Below are 16,894 nucleotides of genomic sequence, written 5' to 3'. Positions count from 1 at the left end.
AACCTTGAGGAGGGGATTGGCATGAGCGATATAGTCAAAGCGGCCTTTATTCCCATTGATGCGCTGAGGCGAAATTTTGCCGAGGTGAAGGCGGGAATGAGACCGAAGGAAGCTGTAGAGGAATCGAATCGCTGTTTATATTGCTATGATGCTCCTTGTATTAAGGCGTGCCCGACAGGCATTAACATCCCTTCCTTCATTAAAAAGATTGCCTCCGGCAATATGAAAGGATCGGCGCGCGCTATTATGGATGCCAATCCGGTCGGAGCAACCTGTGCGAGAGTTTGCCCGACAGAAGAGCTGTGTGAGGGAGCTTGCGTGCTGAATCATTCGTCCAAGCCGATTATGATTGGACAATTACAGCGTTACGCGACTGATTGGGCGATTAAGAACGAGCAAAACTTATTTACAGCGGGGCAAAGCAACGGTAAGTCGGTTGCGATTATCGGGGGAGGTCCGGCAGGGCTGTCAGCTGCGCGTGAGCTTGCAAGATTCGGCTTTGCCGTGACGATATTCGAAGCTAAGGAGCAAGCCGGCGGATTAGATACATACGGTATCGTTTCCTTCCGCCTGCCGCAAGACATATCACTGTGGGAAGTCGAGCAGGTGAGGGAGCTTGGTGTTAATATAGTGACCAACTGTAAGGTTGGCGAGGATATTGGCGTGAATGAATTGCTTGAGGGCTATGATTTTATCGTACTCGCAATCGGCATGTCTAAGGTGCCGATGCTCGGCATTGAAGGCGAGCAATTAGAGGGTGTATACGATGCGATTGATTTTGTCGAAGCGACCAAGAGCACGATTACGACTGATTTTATCGGTAAGCGTGTTGCGGTAATCGGTGCAGGAAATACAGCGGTTGATGCTGCAACCTGTTCTGTGAGACTAGGCGCGGCTAATGTGAAGATGGTCTATCGCCGCACACAGGAGGAAATGACTGCTTATGATTTTGAATATCAGTTTGCTAAGGGAGATGGCGTAGAGTTTCAGTGGCTGACTGCACCACTCCGAATAATTGGCGATGCGAACGGCAATGTGAGTGCAATGGAATGCATGAGAATGAGCCTTGAAGAAAGGGGTGAAGACGGCAGAAGGAAACCAGTTCCCATTGAAGGCTCAGCCTTTCTGCTGGAGGTAGATGCTGTAATCAAAGCAATTGGACAAATGCGTCATCTGACCATTATTAATGGACTCAGCTTAGCGAATAAGCGCGGTATTGTTATGGTGGACGCTGAAACGTACCAAACCTCCAATCCACGTGTGTTTGGTGCAGGCGATGTTGTATTTGGCGAAGGGCAAGGAGAAGCGATGGTTGTATCCGCAGCCCAGCAGGGCAAGCTCGTTGCATACTCGATTTATAAAACCGTTAGTGCGAGGAGGGAACGTTATGGCTGATTTAAGTATTAATTTGGCAGGCATAGCATCACCTAATCCATTTTGGCTGGCATCAGCGCCGCCGACGAATACCGGCTATCAGGTGCAGCGTGCTTTCGAAGCTGGCTGGGGCGGGGCAGTATGGAAAACGCTTGGAGATCCTATCATTAATACCTCATCTCGTTTCGCAGCGGTTCATTTCAATGGTCAGCGCGTTGCAGGCTTTAATAATATTGAGCTCATTACGGATCGGCCGTTAGAGGTCAATTTGAAGGAAATATATGAGACGAAAAAACGATTTCCGGGGCATGCTGTTGTCGTCTCCTTAATGGTTGAGCCAAACCGAGAGAAGTGGCATGAGATCGTGAAGAAGGTAGAGGCTGTTGGCGTGGATGGGCTGGAGTTGAACTTTGGCTGTCCGCATGGCATGGCTGAACGAGGAATGGGCGCAGCTTCAGGTCAGCAGCCGGATTTGGTCGAAATGCAAACGATGTGGGTCAAGGAAGCTGCTATGACGCCTGTCATTGTGAAGCTGACACCCAATATCACGGATATTACCGCTACAGCCAAAGCAGCGGTGAGAGGCGGTGCGGATGCTATATCGCTTATTAATACGATCAATTCGCTTGCGGGTGTTGATATTGATACGTGGAATACGATTCCACATGTTGGAGGCAAAGGAGCGCATGGCGGTTATTGCGGTCCCGCTGTTAAGCCGATTGCGCTTAATATGGTTGCAGAATGTGCGCGTAATGCTGAGGTTGGCGTGCCGATTTCTGGTATCGGCGGTGTATCAAACTGGCGGGATGCGGTAGAGTTCCTGCTTATGGGCTCCACAGGGGTACAGATATGTACGGCTGCGATGCATCATGGCTTTAGTATCGTGGAGGATATGATAGACGGCTTGAACAATTATTTGGATGATAAAGGCTTGCTATCCGTTAAAGAACTCATCGGCAAATCGGTTGAGCGTTACTCCGATTGGGGAGACCTGGATCTCAATTATGCAGTTGTCGCAAAGATTGAGCAAGAGACCTGCATCGTATGCAACAAATGCCACATTGCCTGCGAGGACACCTCCCATCAATGCATTGAAAGACATATTGATGATCAGGGTACCGCTTATTTAAAGGTACGTGAAGAGGACTGTGTAGGCTGCAATCTTTGCGCTATCGTCTGTCCGGTAGAGGGCGCTATTACGATGGTAGAGGTACCGACATCGGAGCTCCCTCTGAGCTGGAATCAAAGACAAGCTGCTATTGGGGCGATTGGCAGCAGTAAGAGTTCTGATGATACCGATAAGAAGGAGGCGGTGTAGGATGACTGTCACGCTTATTAGAAACGGCACAATTGTAACGGCGGCTGATACGTATGGTGCTGATCTTCTCATTAAGGATGGAATGATCGCTCAAATTGGTGTTCAGCTGGATGAGGAAGCGGATATCATCATCGATGCGTCAGGAAAATATGTGTTTCCCGGAGGCATTGATCCCCATACCCATCTTGACATGCCGTTTGGCGGAACGGTAACAGCGGATGATTTTGCAACGGGGACGACAGCAGCTGCTTTTGGCGGGACAACGACAATTATCGATTTCTGTCTAACGACAAAGGGTAAGGCGCTGAGCGACTCCATCGCTGCTTGGCATAACAAAGCCAATGGAAAAGCAGTCATTGATTATGGCTTCCACCTCATGATAAGCGAGATTAATGATGAGGTACTGGCTGAGCTCCCATCGATCGTAAAGGATGAAGGAATTACATCGTTAAAGGTATTCATGGCCTACAAACATGTTTTCCAAGCGGATGATGGTACGTTATTCCGCACCTTGCTCGCCGCTAAGGAGCTGGGCGCGATGGTCATGGTTCATGCGGAAAATGGCGATGTTATTGATTTTCTAATCAAGCAAGCGTTAGAAGAAGGAAATACAGATCCGATTTACCATGCGCTTACGCGGCCTTCCCTATTGGAAGGAGAAGCGACTGGGCGCGCAGCGAAGCTGGCAGCCCTTGCCGGAGCTAGGCTTTACGTCGTCCATGTGACCTGTTCGGAGGCTGTAGAGCAAATTGCGAAAGCTCGAAATGAAGGGGCAGATATATGGGGCGAGACTTGTCCGCAATATTTGGTGCTTGATCAGTCTTATTTGGAGAAGCCTGATTTCGAAGGGGCCAAATATGTATGGTCGCCGCCTCTAAGAGAGGCATTCCATCAGGAAGTGCTGTGGAATGCGCTGAAGAGCGGTCAATTGCAAACCATTGGGTCCGATCAATGTTCTTTTAATTTTGAGGGTCAAAAGGATCTGGGACTTGGCGATTTTAGCAAAATTCCAAATGGCGGTCCTGTCATCGAAGATCGATTCTCATTGCTTTATTCGGAAGGCGTAACCAAAGGACGTATAACGCTTAATCAATTCGTTGATATGGTAGCGACTCGCAGTGCAAAGCTGTTTGGTCTCTTCCCGCAGAAGGGAACCATTGCAGTCGGCAGTGATGCGGATATCGTTATTTTCGATCCTTCAGCAAAGCGCAAGCTCTCGGTAGAATCACATCATATGAATGTTGACTACAATCCTTTTGAGGGGATGGCGGTGACCGGTGTTCCGGTTAGCGTGCTCTCGCGCGGTGAATTTGTCATTAAGGATCAGCAATTCGTTGGTACTCTCGGTGCAGGACAGTATGTGAAGCGTGCACCTTACAGGGCTTCAAGCGAAGAAGAAGCTCCTCCTAAGGAAAAGGTGCAGCACTAACACCAAGGAGGCGGTTGAATGTCGGCATTCGAACAATTTGCAAAAGAAAAAAGTAGAATAGATGCCTATATAGAGCAACAATATGTGATTACTGGTGTGCGTGAAGGCTTGAGCGGTGATTTACTCGAGCTTAAGCATCCGGGTGGAGACACAGCAGAAATGCTAGTGGAGACTGCAGACGCGAGAAAATATTATGTGAATGTATTAATTAAGCAGTCTCAAACTCTTTAGACGATTGATATAAGGAAGCGATTAATTTAAAAAATGCCCCTGCGAATGCTAAGTATCAGCATAAGCGGGGGCATTTTTCAATGCGGCGGGCTATATCCGTTAAAGAGGAGATTCTATGAATTATTTTATAAAATAGCATTTCGCTGCTTAAGCATGCGATAGAGGAGAATTGCGGTAATGGAGCATAGCATCGCACAAGCTCCAATGAATAGATAGCCGCCTTGCAAGCCTGCTATGAGATCGGCCCCTTCAAGATCATTCGCAAACAGCTGCTTCGTCCATTCTGTAATGGCGCCAATCGCAAGGTTGCCGATTACGCTGGCGACGCCCATCAAAGTAACGGTAAACGTAATGGCTGTATCGACATGGTTAGCGTATCGTTTTGCAAGCAGCGCCATGACAGTTGGATAGATGGGAGCGATACCGACTCCTGCCAATGCAAACAGAAAGGCACCAGATTCACCAATGATTATTGCTGCTATGGAGCAGATACCGGAAAATGCGGATAAAACAATGAGTGATAAAGTATATCCGAACTTATCGGTTAATGGTCCCAGCAGGAGACGAGCAATCATAAAGCAGAAGAAAAAGGCGGACAGCATCTTAGCTGATGAATCGCCGCTCCAACCATATGCCTTCTCTAGGAAGTTAACAAGCCAGCCGCCGACAGCAAGCTCAGATATGACACCAAAAGATAGCACCAATACGATTAACCATGCGATAGGATCTTTGGCAAATTGTTTTAACGAGACTGGATTTTCTTCAATAGCATCATCATTTGAAAAGCGAGCCAATAATCCCGGCAGCATTGGCAAGATAGAAAGGGCGAGAATGAGCATATACATGCCGCGCCAGCCTAGTGCAGAGCCGAATAGATCCACGCCCATGAGCCAAGCGGCAATAATAGGCGCAAACATGGAGCTGAGTCCATAGAAAAAGTGGGATAAATTCATCATCATGCCTGTGTTTTTGACGAAAATACGTGCTGCTAGAATGGCGAGACCAATTTCCAGTATCCCATTTCCGATATATAACAGGAAGTAAGCTGCGGACAGTGATGTGTAATTGGCAGCAAAATAAATGCATACACCCGAAATGGCCATAGACCCGAATGCTAGCGATATCGTCAGCTTCATTCCTGTTCTGCGTGCAAGCCATCCGGTAAAGCTGCAAGCAATCAGATAGCCGAGAGAGTTGAAGGAAAGCAGTATGCCGACTTGAAGCTCATCGAGCTTTAAATCTCCTTGCATCCTTGGGAGAGCGGGTCCTTTTATATTTTCTGAAAATCCAAATATGAGAAAGCCGCCAAAAACGACGATAAGCAGTAAAATGTAGTTTTTGGATAAATGGTTGGTTAGACGAGACATGACTAGTTGACCTCCAAAATGATAATCGTGCTAAAAATAGTAATATGCGGTTTTTATAGTGATTTGAATCGTCCTTAACTTTAACTTTTATTCATAAAATGCGCAAGAATAGGTTATATACGGCAAATCTCGCATGATGCGGCAGGCCCTAACGAGTGGTATTATAGATGATAGAATAATAGTGATGGATCATGTACAAAGAAAGGATGTTAGGAATCAATGAAGTTATTTCATACTGCGGACTGGCATCTTGGCAAGCTTGTTCAAGGCGTTTATATGACAGAAGACCAGCGCTATGTGCTGGAGCAGCTTCTGCAAGCAATAGAATTGGAGAGACCGGATGCCGTTATTATAGCCGGCGATCTCTATGATCGTGCAGTACCCCCGACCGAAGCCGTTGAGTTATTGGATGAAATGCTGGCTCGCATCGTCATCGATTGCAATACGCCAGTCATTGCTATTTCGGGTAACCATGACAGTCCGGATCGCATTAATTTCGGAACAAAAATGATGGAAAGCCGCGGACTATATCTCGTCGGCGGATTGAAGGATGGTATTAAGCCTGTCGTGCTGCGTGATGAGTATGGCGAGGTGCATTTCCACCTCGTGCCGTACGCTGATCCTGCACTCGTTCGTCATCAGCTTGGCGATGAATCAATCCGTACCCATGATGACGCCATGAGGGTCATTACAAGCAGAATAACGGAGAGTATGGATTCTGCCGCGAGGCATGTGTTTGTTGGGCATGCTTTCGTAACGGCTACTGGGGAGCCTGAGCGCAACACCAGTGATTCCGAACGCCCCCTATCTGTTGGCGGAGCTGAGCATGTCAGCGGGGCTTATTTTGAGAAATTTCATTATACAGCGCTTGGGCATTTGCATCAGGCTCATTTTGTTCGGAACAACACCATAAGATATGCTGGCTCACCGCTAAAATACTCCATATCAGAAGAATCTCATGCAAAAGGCTATTTAGTTATTGAGCTAAATGAGGCAGGCGAGGTTTCGGTTGAGAAGCGTGAGTTGACACCACTTCGCAATATGAGGCGCGTGAGTGCATCTATAGAAGAAATAGAACGACACCCGATCAATGAGGATTATGTATTTGTCACCTTGCTTAATGATAATCCAGTGCTCTTTCCTATGGAAAAGGTGCGATCGGTATATCCGAATGCGCTTCATGTAGAGCGCAGAACGACGATATCCAGCGGTATAATGGATGGGGACGGGGCAACTAACAGCACAGGGAGACGAGAGGCCGATCCCATTGAGCTGTTTGTTTCTTTCTATCAGGAAGTCAAAGGGCAGCCGCTCTCCCAAGCCAAAAGGGATTTGTTTGCAGGGACATATGCGGAGATTCTGCGCGAGGAAGGAGGGGCTGTATGAGACCGATTAAGCTAACGATGACGGCTTTTGGGCCATACCGAGATACTGAACTCATCGATTTTAGGCTATTGGAGCATCGTCGTTTGTTCGTCATTTCAGGCAATACCGGCGCTGGGAAAACATCGATTTTTGATGCGATATGCTTTGCATTCTATGGCACGGCAAGCGGTGAAGATCGATCTGATCCACGTATGCTGCGAAGTCACTTTGCAGATGAAGATACACATACATCCGTTACCTTCGACTTTGCAGTAGGACGCAGAAGCTATATGATCATGCGGCAAATGCCTCATCGCAAAGGGAACAACAAAAGCGAGACCGGCGGCAAAGCGGAATTATACGAAACGACGAGCGGCGAAGCTGTTCCGGCAGTGGATCGATTTATTCTCTCCGACGTAAATGCCAAGCTGGAACAAATTATTGGTCTCACCAAGGAGCAATTCAGTCAGATCGTCATGCTGCCACAGGGAGAGTTTCGTAAGCTTTTAACGTCTGATACCGACAATAAGGAAGAAATATTACGGCGTATTTTCCGAACGGAGCTGTATGAACGATTGGAGAATCGCTTTCAACAAAAAAATCGTGAGCTGCAAGACGGACTGAAGACCTCGAAGGCGACTGTTCAGGCTTATATGAAGCAGGCGCAAGGGGCATTGCCGGAACGCGCGGATAGTGAGCTTTCACGTACGTTTAGCCAGGATGTGTTTAGCGCTGCGCAGGTTACGGAGGCGCTTGAGCTTGAGCATCAATACTACCGAGGGCTGGTAGAGCAGGCGGAGGCACAGAAGGAGCAGCTCACGGTTCGAATTAATCAGGGTGAAGAGGAGCTGCGCGCAGCTATAGCATTAAATAGCAAACATGCGGAGCATGATAGGAAACGTACTCAGCTAGAGCTGCTTGATGTTCAGAAAGCGGAGTTTGCAGGGAAGGAACAGGGGTTAGCACTTGCGGAGAAGGCTGCCCACCTTGCTCCTTATATGGAACAGGCTGAGCGAATGATCGCTGAAGCGGCTGCTAAGCGGAGTCAGTTTATTGTGAGGCAAAATGAGTTGGAAGCCGCTCAACGCCTGCACGTGCTTTCGGTTGAGCGGCATGCCTTGGAGGCGGGCCGAGAGGAGGAACGCCGAATTGGGGAACGCGAGCTTAACAGGCTGATGGAGCTGGCTCCTATCGTTGGGACGCTGGATGCGCAGCAGGGTGCGATTGATAAGCTGTTATTGGAGGAAAAAGCATGTGAAGCAAAGCTGAAAACGTTAGATGCATCGCTTAACCAGCTTCGCGATTCCAGGGGAGCAGCACGTGGATTAATAAAAGAGTTAGAGCTGGAAACCTCTCCGCTAGCGGAAAAGCTTGAGAAGCTGCGAGCTGTTGAGCAGCAAGGAAAGCAGCTTAAGCGACTCGTTGATGTCGAGAGAGAAATGGCGCGCATAGCTCAGCTAGCAATAGAATTAACGGAATCGTTCGCTAAAGCTAAGGGGGGGCATGATAAGCTTGAGAGAGCTTGGATTGAAGGGCAAGCAGCGTTGCTTGCTGCGCATTTACATGACGGCAAACCTTGCCCCGTATGCGGAAGCGAGACTCATCCAGAGAAGGCGGATACCGCAGATGAGGTTCCTTCCCGGGAAGCCTTGCAAGCAGCGAAGCTGCAGCTGAGTGAAGCGGAACGAGAGCTGTTTGCAGCGAGAGCGCAGGCAAGTGCGGCGCAAGCTACACGTGATGATGGCGCTAGAGAACTGGAGGAATACGGTCTAAAGGCTGAAAGGCTGGAGGAACAAAGAACTCAGCTGCTGCAGCACTGGCGCGAGCTTAAGGAAGATACAGACAAGCTTTTGCTGAAATTCAAGCAGCTTCCTGAGTTAAAAGGGCAGCTTGAGGCACAGGAGCAGAAGCTCGAAAAGCTGCAAACGGAGAAGGAGCAGCTTCAGGCAGGGCAGCAGCAGCGGATTATTTTAAGAACGTCGCAGTTTTCTGCACTGCAGAAGGAGCTTGATCGCATCCCGGAAGAGCTTCGGACACCAGAGAAGCTTGGCGCTAAGCTAAGTCAGCAGCAGGAAATTGTAAAGGCGCTCACCTTAGCTTGGCAGAAAGCGCAGGAAGGTCTCCAGCAAATAACAGCTAAGCTGGCGGAACAGAAAGCTTATGGGGAGCAATCCAAGCAGCAGCTTGAGGAAACGGAGCATAACCGACTGATTGCTGAACAACGTCGATCTGATGAGCTGCAAAAAGCTGGATTTGCGAATTTGGAGCAATACGGTAAAGCGGTATTATCCGAGAAAGCAAGAGAAGCGTTAAGAGGAGAAATTGAGGCCTATCGTTCAGCGGTTGCTTTGCTCAATCAGCAGCTATCTGAGCTTCAGCTCGATCTAGTTGGGAAGCCGAAAGTAGATATTGTGCAGCTTCAGGATGGACTTGCTGTTTTGAAGCAAGCGATGGAGCAAATGATTGCTTCCGCTCAGACGGCTATTTCAACCGGACAAGAAGCGAGACGCTTAGCTCTTTCTATAGGACAAGCCCATGAAGAAACAAAGCTGCTTGAAGCTAAGCTTGAGGAAGTAATGGACGTATACAGCATGCTGAAGGGTGATAATGCATTAAAAATCTCGTTCGAGCGTTATATTTTAATCGAGTTCTTAGAGCAGATTCTTTATGCAGCCAATGTTCGGCTTCGTGATTTATCCAATGGACAATTTTCCTTGCAGCGTAGTGATCGCCTTGAAAATCGCGGGAAGCAAAGCGGACTTGGCCTTGATGTCTATGATGCCTATACAGGTCAAAATCGCGATGTGAAAACATTATCCGGCGGTGAGAAGTTTAATGCATCGCTTTGCCTCGCTCTTGGGATGACCGACGTTATTCAGTCGCATCAGGGCGGAGTGACCATTGAAATGATGTTTATTGATGAGGGCTTTGGCTCACTGGATGAAGAATCATTGCAGAAGGCGATAACTGCTCTTGTTGATTTGCAGAAAGCCGGAAGAATGATTGGCGTTATTTCTCACGTACAAGAGCTGAAGGATGCATTCCCAGCTTGTCTAGAGGTAAGTAAGACGAAGGAAGGCTTTAGCCGCACGGCAATTACGGTCAAATAAGGGGCTTAGCATAAAAAAAGTCTGCTTCCAGCACTCAATTGAGGCTAAAGCAGACTTTATGATGCTTTATGTATAGGATTGTTTCCGTGGAGAAAAAAATGATCAATGAACGTTGATTACGCTTGGCCAGCTACAGCCATAACTAATCCCAATAATCCAACACCTATCGTACCAAGTACGATTATTCCATTTAAAATAATGCCGACGACGCTGAAAACTCTTTTACGAACTTTGGAAAATGCGCCAATAACGCCAAGTATCAGTCCCACAAAAGAAATACCGATAGCTGCGAAGAGGCTGACAACGGCAAGCATAATAGGAACAATGAATTCTTGACCAAGGTCTTCGATTGCGGCTTGCAGTGAAGCTTCAAATGCTGCTGTATCAGCAGGATCTGCCAAAACGATATCGCTGTTTGCAATTTGCTTAACGAATACAGATCCAAATACGATCATCATAATAAATAATACGACAGATACAAGCGCGAGAATGAATGAAGTGACACCAAGCTTGGAATGTTTCTTCGGTCCTTGCTGCTCGGAAGGCGGACTTGAGAAGGCTGGCTGGGTAGTGAATGGCTGATAGGGAGAATTAGAGTCACTAGTACCATCCTTGCCTAGGCTAATGGGCCCGGTAATATGGGGATCATTCGGATTATTGTTATCATTATTCACACATATCATCTCCTTTGCTAGTTACGCTAAAATTATACACAAACCTGAAGGGATTGAAAACCATATGTTTCCAAAATACTTTGCTATCGGTGCCATCAATGCTGCTTTATCTATCGCATTAGGGGCATTCGGAGCACATGGACTAGAGAAATCACTAAGTGAACATTATCTGCAGGTATTCGAAACGGGAGTTCGCTATCATATGTATAGCGCTCTTGGCCTTATGCTTGTTGCTTTGCTCGCAAAACAATTGAATGACAGTAAGCTAGCTTTAATTGGTGCTCGTCTTATCCTGGCAGGAACTGTAATATTCAGCGGAAGTCTATATGTATTATCTACAACCGGAATAAGTAAACTAGGTATTATTACACCTTTTGGCGGAGTAGCCCTTATCGCAGGCTGGGTCTATGTTACAACTGCAGCACTAAAAAAAGCGAAAAAATAACCAATAATGACATTCTTCATGGATAATTGACAATTAAAACTAGTTCCTTAGTAAATATTTCTATACCGAAGGTACTTCCATCGTTTATAATAAAGCGAACACTTGACTCGGATTAGAGGAAGGACGTTGGTGCGTGCTGAAACGGACGGATGGTTTGCCTGATAAACATAAGTGGCAGCGGTACATGAAGCCCTTCTATGGATCTTCGAAAGTGAGTTGGCTGCTGGCAGCTCTTGCGTCGGTATGGATTATTATATCTTTTCTAGTTATAACCAATTACATGTACAAATGGATCGGACTTTCCATTGCATTTACCTTACTCGTTACTGGAATCATCATTTATATAAGACGTTTACAAGGGTTAGGCTTAAATCATTACCATACAGCAATCGTGGAAACATTGCTTCGATCAGAAGCTGTTCCACTAGCGATATTGAGTAGAAGCGGTAATTTGGTTGAAATGAATGAAGCTTCAGGGCAGACATTAGGCTATCAGCGTGCGGAGCTGCTGGGTGAGCCGATTTCTCGTTTAGTGGAACATAGCAGCAGGCAACTGCTGCAAGAGACGTTCGAGAAAGCTCTGCTAGGAGAAGCTAATCAAACGAATATTAATATAACGCACCGTTCGGGGTTTCCACTGGAGCTGCAGGTTGTTTGTGCACCGATGCTTCAAGAGGAAGAGGTCATTGGTATCGTCATGATCATCCACGATCTAAGTGATCGGAAGCGTAATGTTGAGCGAATTCGTTATATGGCCTATTACGATGACATGACTGGCCTGCCGAATCGAACTTTTTTTCAAATGAAGCTTAGTGAAGCCCTTCTCACGGCCAAAGAGGAGGAGCGGGTAGTCGGTATATGTTACTTGGATCTGGATCGCTTTAAACTAGTTAATGCGTCCTTCGGACGTGAATTTGGCGACATGTTGTTGATGCAGGTTGCGGAGAGACTAAACAGAGATCTATCTGAAAATGATTTTGCTGCGCGTATGGAAGGCGATGAGTTTGCTTTATTATTTTGCAATGTGCAATCGGAAAAGCAACTGCTCCAAGTGTCTCGGCAGCTTCTGAAATCTATCGAAGAACCCTATGAGCTCAAAGGGTTTCCGTTACATATTACAGCCAGCATCGGGTTAGTTACGAATCGTGACGGGGAAGATGACAGCTATACGCTTATCAAGAAAGCGGATATGGCTTTAGTAAAGGTGAAGGAGAGCGGGAAAAATGATTGCCTGCTTTACTCCGACAGCTGGAGCAATTCTTCATTTGAACGGTTAACGCTTCAGCATGAAATGTATCGTGCAATACAGCGTCAGGAATTTATTTTACATTATCAACCCCAATATGATTTGATCTCTGGAACCATGGTTGGTGTTGAGGCGCTGGTAAGATGGAACCACCCGAAAAAAGGAATGATTCCGCCTGCAAGCTTTATTCCGTTAGCAGAAGAGAGCGGGATGATCGTACAAATTGGCGATTGGGTGCTCGAAGAAGCTTGCCGACAAAATAAAGAATGGCAGGAAGCGGGTTTGCCGCCCATTCCGGTATCCGTTAATTTATCGATTAGACAGTTTGTTCAACATGATCTTGCTACAAAAGTTTCGGATGTTTTAGAGAAAACGGGTCTCGATGCCAAATATCTTGATCTGGAAATAACGGAGTCCATGACTATGGATGTATCGCATGTATCAAGATGCTTACTGGATCTAACTGAATTAGGTGTCAATATTAGCATTGATGACTTTGGTACGGGATATAGCTCCTTTCATTATTTGAAAAGCTTTCCGATTGACCGCTTGAAGATCGACCGGTCATTCGTACGCGATATTCAACAGGATCCTAATGATGCGGAAATCGTTGCAGCCATCATTGCGATGGCGCATAATTTAAATATTCAGGTTATCGCAGAAGGCGTTGAAAATGAAGAGCAAATGCTGTTTTTAAGAGAACATAAATGTGATGAAATGCAAGGATACCTCTGGAGCCCGCCAGTAACGAGTGAAAATATTACGCAAATGCTCATGGCAGGCTAATCAAAAAAATACCCGTCAATGGTTGAAATTACAGCCATTGACGGGTATTTTTTATTTATATGCTAGCTAGAAAAATCTTCGATCTCATTCAATCGGAAGGTATATACTTGCTTCTCGTCAACATGATAGACCGAAATAAGATCTCCAGCCTCGTCCATATTTATAATGCGGCAAGGGATGCTTAGTTTAATGCCAAGTCCTTTGTTTACGATTAATCGAATGAGTGCATTGCTTTTCATTAATGCTCTTATTTTATCAAAGCCGCTTAATGTTTCAATGGGTGCGGCGGTCATTTTTGTAGTTGGTTCTTCTTTTTTTTGTTTTTCTATTATTATCGGTTTGCTCGTTTGAAGGGGGATGTCAGCTGAAGCAGTACTCGCTGCTTTGCGCTCATCGATCAAATTGCCAAGCTGTATGCCGGATAGAATACGATAATCAAGAAAACCGGATTGGTTCAACGTATGAATGAGCTGTTCTAATGCTTCTGCATTTTGCTTACCTTCAACAAGCACCTCAATATTAAATAAAAAGGATGACTGGTCATTAGATGTTGATGGGGATGAGGGTTGTTTATTCATAGGACCTCCGTAGGGTATGAGTTAGTTCTAATATATCACTAAATGACTAAATCAAATAGTACTTTCTATGCACATTTAACCAACACTGACAAACGAAAGCTGCATATACTAAGGTTGCAGTGAGTTTCCCTTATTAAATGGAGCGAAGGGGGTGGATCCTATATGATGCGAATGGTTCCTTTTACGCTTGAGAATGGAGAAACCGTTCTAGGCGTTGAAGCGAAGCTGCCCAAAACAACTTTACTTGCAATAATGACTGATAAAGGATATATCATGTGCGGCGCTTTGGATGTCTCGCTTCTTAATGAAAGGCTTAAGGACAGAGAAATTATTGCTGGCCGTGCCGTTGGCGTTAAAACCTTAGAGGAGCTTATGGAAGCACCTCTTGAGTCTGTTACATTTACAGCAGAGGCAATGGGTATTGTTGCAGGCATGAAGGGCTCAGAAGCACTTCGGCTAATGCTTTAATATCCATAACCATTGGTTGAAAAGGAAAGGCGTTGTTATGTGTTGGATAAAAGCAGTTTTCTGTGTATAAAAAGCCCAAATCGTCATGCTGCATGGAATGCGCTTGACGATTTGGGCTTCTTGTTTTTATGAGCTACTAGTTAGCCTTGTTCGAAAAGCTTGCGTAAATTGACATCATAAGGCGCTTGTACGATTCCTTTTTCTGTAATAATAGCTGTTACATATTCATTTGGTGTCACATCAAAGGCTGGGTTAAATACTTTAACGCCTTGCGGCGCTGTGCGTTTGCCGAAGCCCTCAGTAATTTCTTCAGCGTTACGCTCTTCAATCGGAATTTCATTGCCAGTTGGTGTATTCAAATCAATGGTAGACAAAGGACTAGCCACATAGAAAGGAATACCATGCGCTTTAGCTAGAACAGCGACGCTGTAAGTTCCGATTTTGTTAGCGACATCTCCGTTCGCAGCAACGCGGTCCGTACCGACAATAACGGCGTCAACCCAACCTTTTGCCATAATCATCCCAGCCATATTATCACAAATCAATGTGACATCGACGCCTGCTTGTTGGAGTTCAAATGCAGTAAGGCGTGCGCCTTGCAGTACAGGACGCGTCTCGTCAGCGAATACGCGCAGCGTGATACCGCGTTCCAGAGCAAGATAGAAGGGAGCAAGCGCTGTACCGTATTTTGCGGTAGCGAGTCCCCCAGCGTTGCAGTGTGTAAGCACACCCATATCATCTTTAAATAAGGAGAGAGCATATTCACCGATCTGGCGATTCGTTTCTTCATCCTCCGTTTGAATGGCAATTGCCTCAGCCAGCAAAGCAGCCTTGCTTTCTTCTAGAGACAAGCCCTTCTCGGTGTAAGCTGCGGCTGCAGCTTTCATACGATCCAGTGCCCAAAATAAATTAACAGCTGTTGGTCTGGAAGTAGCGAGATATTCAGCTTGTTTATTAACTTGTGCAAGCCATGCTTCGGAGCTCTCTTCATCACGGCTGCCTAGTACGACACCGTAAGCTGCCGAAATGCCGATTGCTGGAGCGCCGCGAACCTTTAAATGACGAATAGCCTCCCATACACCCTCTGCTGTAGTAAGCGGCAAGTATACAATTTCTTCTGGCAATAGACGTTGATCCAATAGATCCAGCGCCTCTTCCTTCCAAATGAGCGATTGCAATCCAGTGTAAGTCGTTGTCATGATGTCATTTCCTCCTTGTTGTTCATTAGTTGCTTACTGCGGCAAAAGCAGTATCAATAACTTCTTCGATAGATTGTGCAGTACGGTTGTTGCGAATAAGACTAGTTCCGATGGCAAGCGCAAGACGCTGTGCTCTCTCACGTGCGGCTGCATCTGGAATCCGATCAATATCAGCGACATGGGATAAGCCAACAATGCGACGAACAATTTTGCAGCCTGCAAAACCAACAGCATCCTGCAATAAACGGTTCATGTAGTAGTCCTTATACCCTGGTGTAGTGGAGGCAATACGGTCTAAGCCATGCTCGTCCCACAAGGCAAGGAATTTTTTCTCGAATAATTGCCACACATCGCGAATCGTATCTGTTAAGTAAAGACGGAAATCACGACGCGCATCGGCCTCAGGAGACCAATGCTCTTGTCCTGCAAAGTTTAGAAGCAGGTTAGCGATTACAGCACCGATGTCGAAGCCAATAGGCCCATAATAGGCAAACTCAGGATCTATTACTTTCGTGGACTCAGGAGTTGCAAATACACTGCCAGTATGAAGATCACCATGAAGAAGAGCTTGCGCATTTGTCAAAAATTTATCTCTCAAAATAGCAACCTCAAGGTGAAGTTCATTGTCTTCCCAAAGAGCTGCAGCTGCGTCCTTGATTGCCGGTTCAAAGCTATTATTTGGTGAGTTTGTGTAAGGATCGTCAAAGATAAGATCCTCTGTTATTTTGCATAGCTCCGGATTGATAAATGCTTTAACTCGATTTTTCTTATCTTGCTGGTTCATGCCAAGGTCGGATGTGAAAAATAAAGTGCGAGCCATGAACGTCGAAATGTCCTCTGCAAATTTAGGATAGCGTATGCCTTCAATCAGCCCTTGTCGCATGATGATATGGTCGCTCAAATCCTCCATAACGGTCAGATAAAGCTCGGAATCATATTGATACACTTGAGGTACGAGTCCAGGAGCAAGCTCGCTCTCCAAAATGAGTTTTTCGCTCTCAATACGCGCTCTATCCAGCGTAAGAGGCCAAGACTCACCTACTACTTTAGCATAGGGGAGAGCTTGTTTCATGATAAGACTTTTGCCGCTGGCAGAGTCTGTAATATGAAACACAAGATTTAAGTTACCATCACCGATTTCACGAGATTGCAGGGATGCCCCAGCCGGAAAGAAATCTTGGAGAGAAAGTGCGATTTGAATAGCTTCTTGCTCAGTTAATGGATGATATGAAGACAAAGCTGTCCACCTCCGGATTTATTTAGTCGGGCATGAAAGCCCAGTAATCATCTCGACATTGTCTCCA

14 protein-coding genes are annotated in these 16,894 nt (G+C 46.2%); 9 read left to right on the top strand and 5 right to left on the bottom strand.

Going from position 1 to position 16,894, the window contains the following annotated elements; genetic code table 11:
• The first annotated feature begins 21 nt into the window (after window positions 1–21).
• From AC0YOD_RS26640 to AC0YOD_RS26625, 4 genes are read left to right on the top strand one after another with little or no spacing between them, the layout of a single operon-like run.
• Complete coding sequence (locus tag AC0YOD_RS26640; protein WP_475802380.1) at window positions 22–1,395, top strand: NAD(P)-dependent oxidoreductase; 1,374 nt, start codon at window positions 22–24, stop codon at window positions 1,393–1,395.
• Window positions 1,388–2,692, top strand: a complete 1,305-nt coding sequence (gene preA, locus AC0YOD_RS26635) for an NAD-dependent dihydropyrimidine dehydrogenase subunit PreA (RefSeq protein ID WP_475802379.1) — start codon at window positions 1,388–1,390, stop codon at window positions 2,690–2,692. The genes AC0YOD_RS26640 and preA overlap by 8 nt, the downstream gene beginning before the upstream one ends.
• Window position 2,693: 1 nt before the next feature.
• The gene (gene hydA / locus AC0YOD_RS26630; protein WP_475802378.1) at window positions 2,694–4,121 is read left to right on the top strand and encodes a dihydropyrimidinase; all 1,428 of its coding nucleotides are present in this window, start codon (window positions 2,694–2,696) and stop codon (window positions 4,119–4,121) included.
• Between the two features lie 18 nt (window positions 4,122–4,139).
• Window positions 4,140–4,352 carry a hypothetical protein gene (locus tag AC0YOD_RS26625; protein WP_475802377.1) on the top strand — a complete coding sequence of 71 codons (213 nt, stop codon included), beginning with the start codon at window positions 4,140–4,142 and terminating at the stop codon, window positions 4,350–4,352.
• 125 nt (window positions 4,353–4,477) lie between these two features.
• On the opposite strand, the gene AC0YOD_RS26620 is transcribed toward AC0YOD_RS26625, so the two are convergent.
• A complete protein-coding gene (locus AC0YOD_RS26620) occupies window positions 4,478–5,719 on the bottom strand; it encodes an MFS transporter (protein ID WP_475802376.1) in 1,242 nt (413 codons plus the stop codon).
• A 219-nt stretch (window positions 5,720–5,938) separates the two neighbouring features.
• Between AC0YOD_RS26620 and AC0YOD_RS26615 the strand changes: the two genes are divergently transcribed.
• Together AC0YOD_RS26615 and AC0YOD_RS26610 are read left to right on the top strand one after the other, a co-directional pair.
• Complete coding sequence (locus AC0YOD_RS26615) at window positions 5,939–7,105, top strand: exonuclease SbcCD subunit D (RefSeq protein ID WP_475802375.1); 1,167 nt, start codon at window positions 5,939–5,941, stop codon at window positions 7,103–7,105.
• Window positions 7,102–10,194 carry an AAA family ATPase gene (locus AC0YOD_RS26610; protein WP_475802374.1) on the top strand — a complete coding sequence of 1,031 codons (3,093 nt, stop codon included), beginning with the start codon at window positions 7,102–7,104 and terminating at the stop codon, window positions 10,192–10,194. Before AC0YOD_RS26615 ends, AC0YOD_RS26610 begins: the two co-directional genes overlap by 4 nt.
• Before the next feature lie 116 nt (window positions 10,195–10,310).
• Here AC0YOD_RS26610 and AC0YOD_RS26605 read toward each other — a convergent pair whose 3' ends face one another.
• The gene (locus AC0YOD_RS26605; protein ID WP_475802373.1) at window positions 10,311–10,868 is read right to left on the bottom strand and encodes a hypothetical protein; all 558 of its coding nucleotides are present in this window, start codon (window positions 10,866–10,868) and stop codon (window positions 10,311–10,313) included.
• Between the two features lie 64 nt (window positions 10,869–10,932).
• On the opposite strand from AC0YOD_RS26605, the gene AC0YOD_RS26600 reads away from it, so the two are divergent.
• Both AC0YOD_RS26600 and AC0YOD_RS26595 read left to right on the top strand, forming a co-directional pair.
• The gene (locus AC0YOD_RS26600; protein ID WP_475802372.1) at window positions 10,933–11,313 is read left to right on the top strand and encodes a DUF423 domain-containing protein; all 381 of its coding nucleotides are present in this window, start codon (window positions 10,933–10,935) and stop codon (window positions 11,311–11,313) included.
• Window positions 11,314–11,446: 133 nt separating this feature from the next.
• Window positions 11,447–13,345, top strand: a complete 1,899-nt coding sequence (locus AC0YOD_RS26595) for a putative bifunctional diguanylate cyclase/phosphodiesterase (RefSeq protein WP_475802371.1) — start codon at window positions 11,447–11,449, stop codon at window positions 13,343–13,345.
• 62 nt (window positions 13,346–13,407) lie between these two features.
• Here the strand turns inward: AC0YOD_RS26595 and AC0YOD_RS26590 are convergent, their stop codons facing one another.
• Complete coding sequence (locus AC0YOD_RS26590; protein ID WP_475802370.1) at window positions 13,408–13,923, bottom strand: hypothetical protein; 516 nt, start codon at window positions 13,921–13,923, stop codon at window positions 13,408–13,410.
• 162 nt (window positions 13,924–14,085) lie between these two features.
• Here AC0YOD_RS26590 and AC0YOD_RS26585 point away from each other — a divergent pair, with 162 nt between their 5' ends.
• Window positions 14,086–14,391: a YunC family protein gene (locus AC0YOD_RS26585; protein ID WP_475802369.1), complete on the top strand. Its 306-nt coding sequence runs from the start codon at window positions 14,086–14,088 to the stop codon at window positions 14,389–14,391.
• Window positions 14,392–14,531: 140 nt separating this feature from the next.
• Here the strand turns inward: AC0YOD_RS26585 and mtnA are convergent, their stop codons facing one another.
• Window positions 14,532–15,590, bottom strand: a complete 1,059-nt coding sequence (mtnA, locus tag AC0YOD_RS26580; protein WP_475802368.1) for an S-methyl-5-thioribose-1-phosphate isomerase — start codon at window positions 15,588–15,590, stop codon at window positions 14,532–14,534.
• 25 nt (window positions 15,591–15,615) lie between these two features.
• Complete coding sequence (gene mtnK, locus AC0YOD_RS26575) at window positions 15,616–16,827, bottom strand: S-methyl-5-thioribose kinase (protein WP_475802367.1); 1,212 nt, start codon at window positions 16,825–16,827, stop codon at window positions 15,616–15,618.
• Between the last annotated feature and the right edge of the window lie 67 nt (window positions 16,828–16,894).

Source organism: Paenibacillus sp. J31P13 (assembly GCF_056269295.1).
The sequence above is the reverse complement of the archived record's forward strand: the minus strand, read 5'-3'. Positions and strand labels throughout refer to the sequence as shown.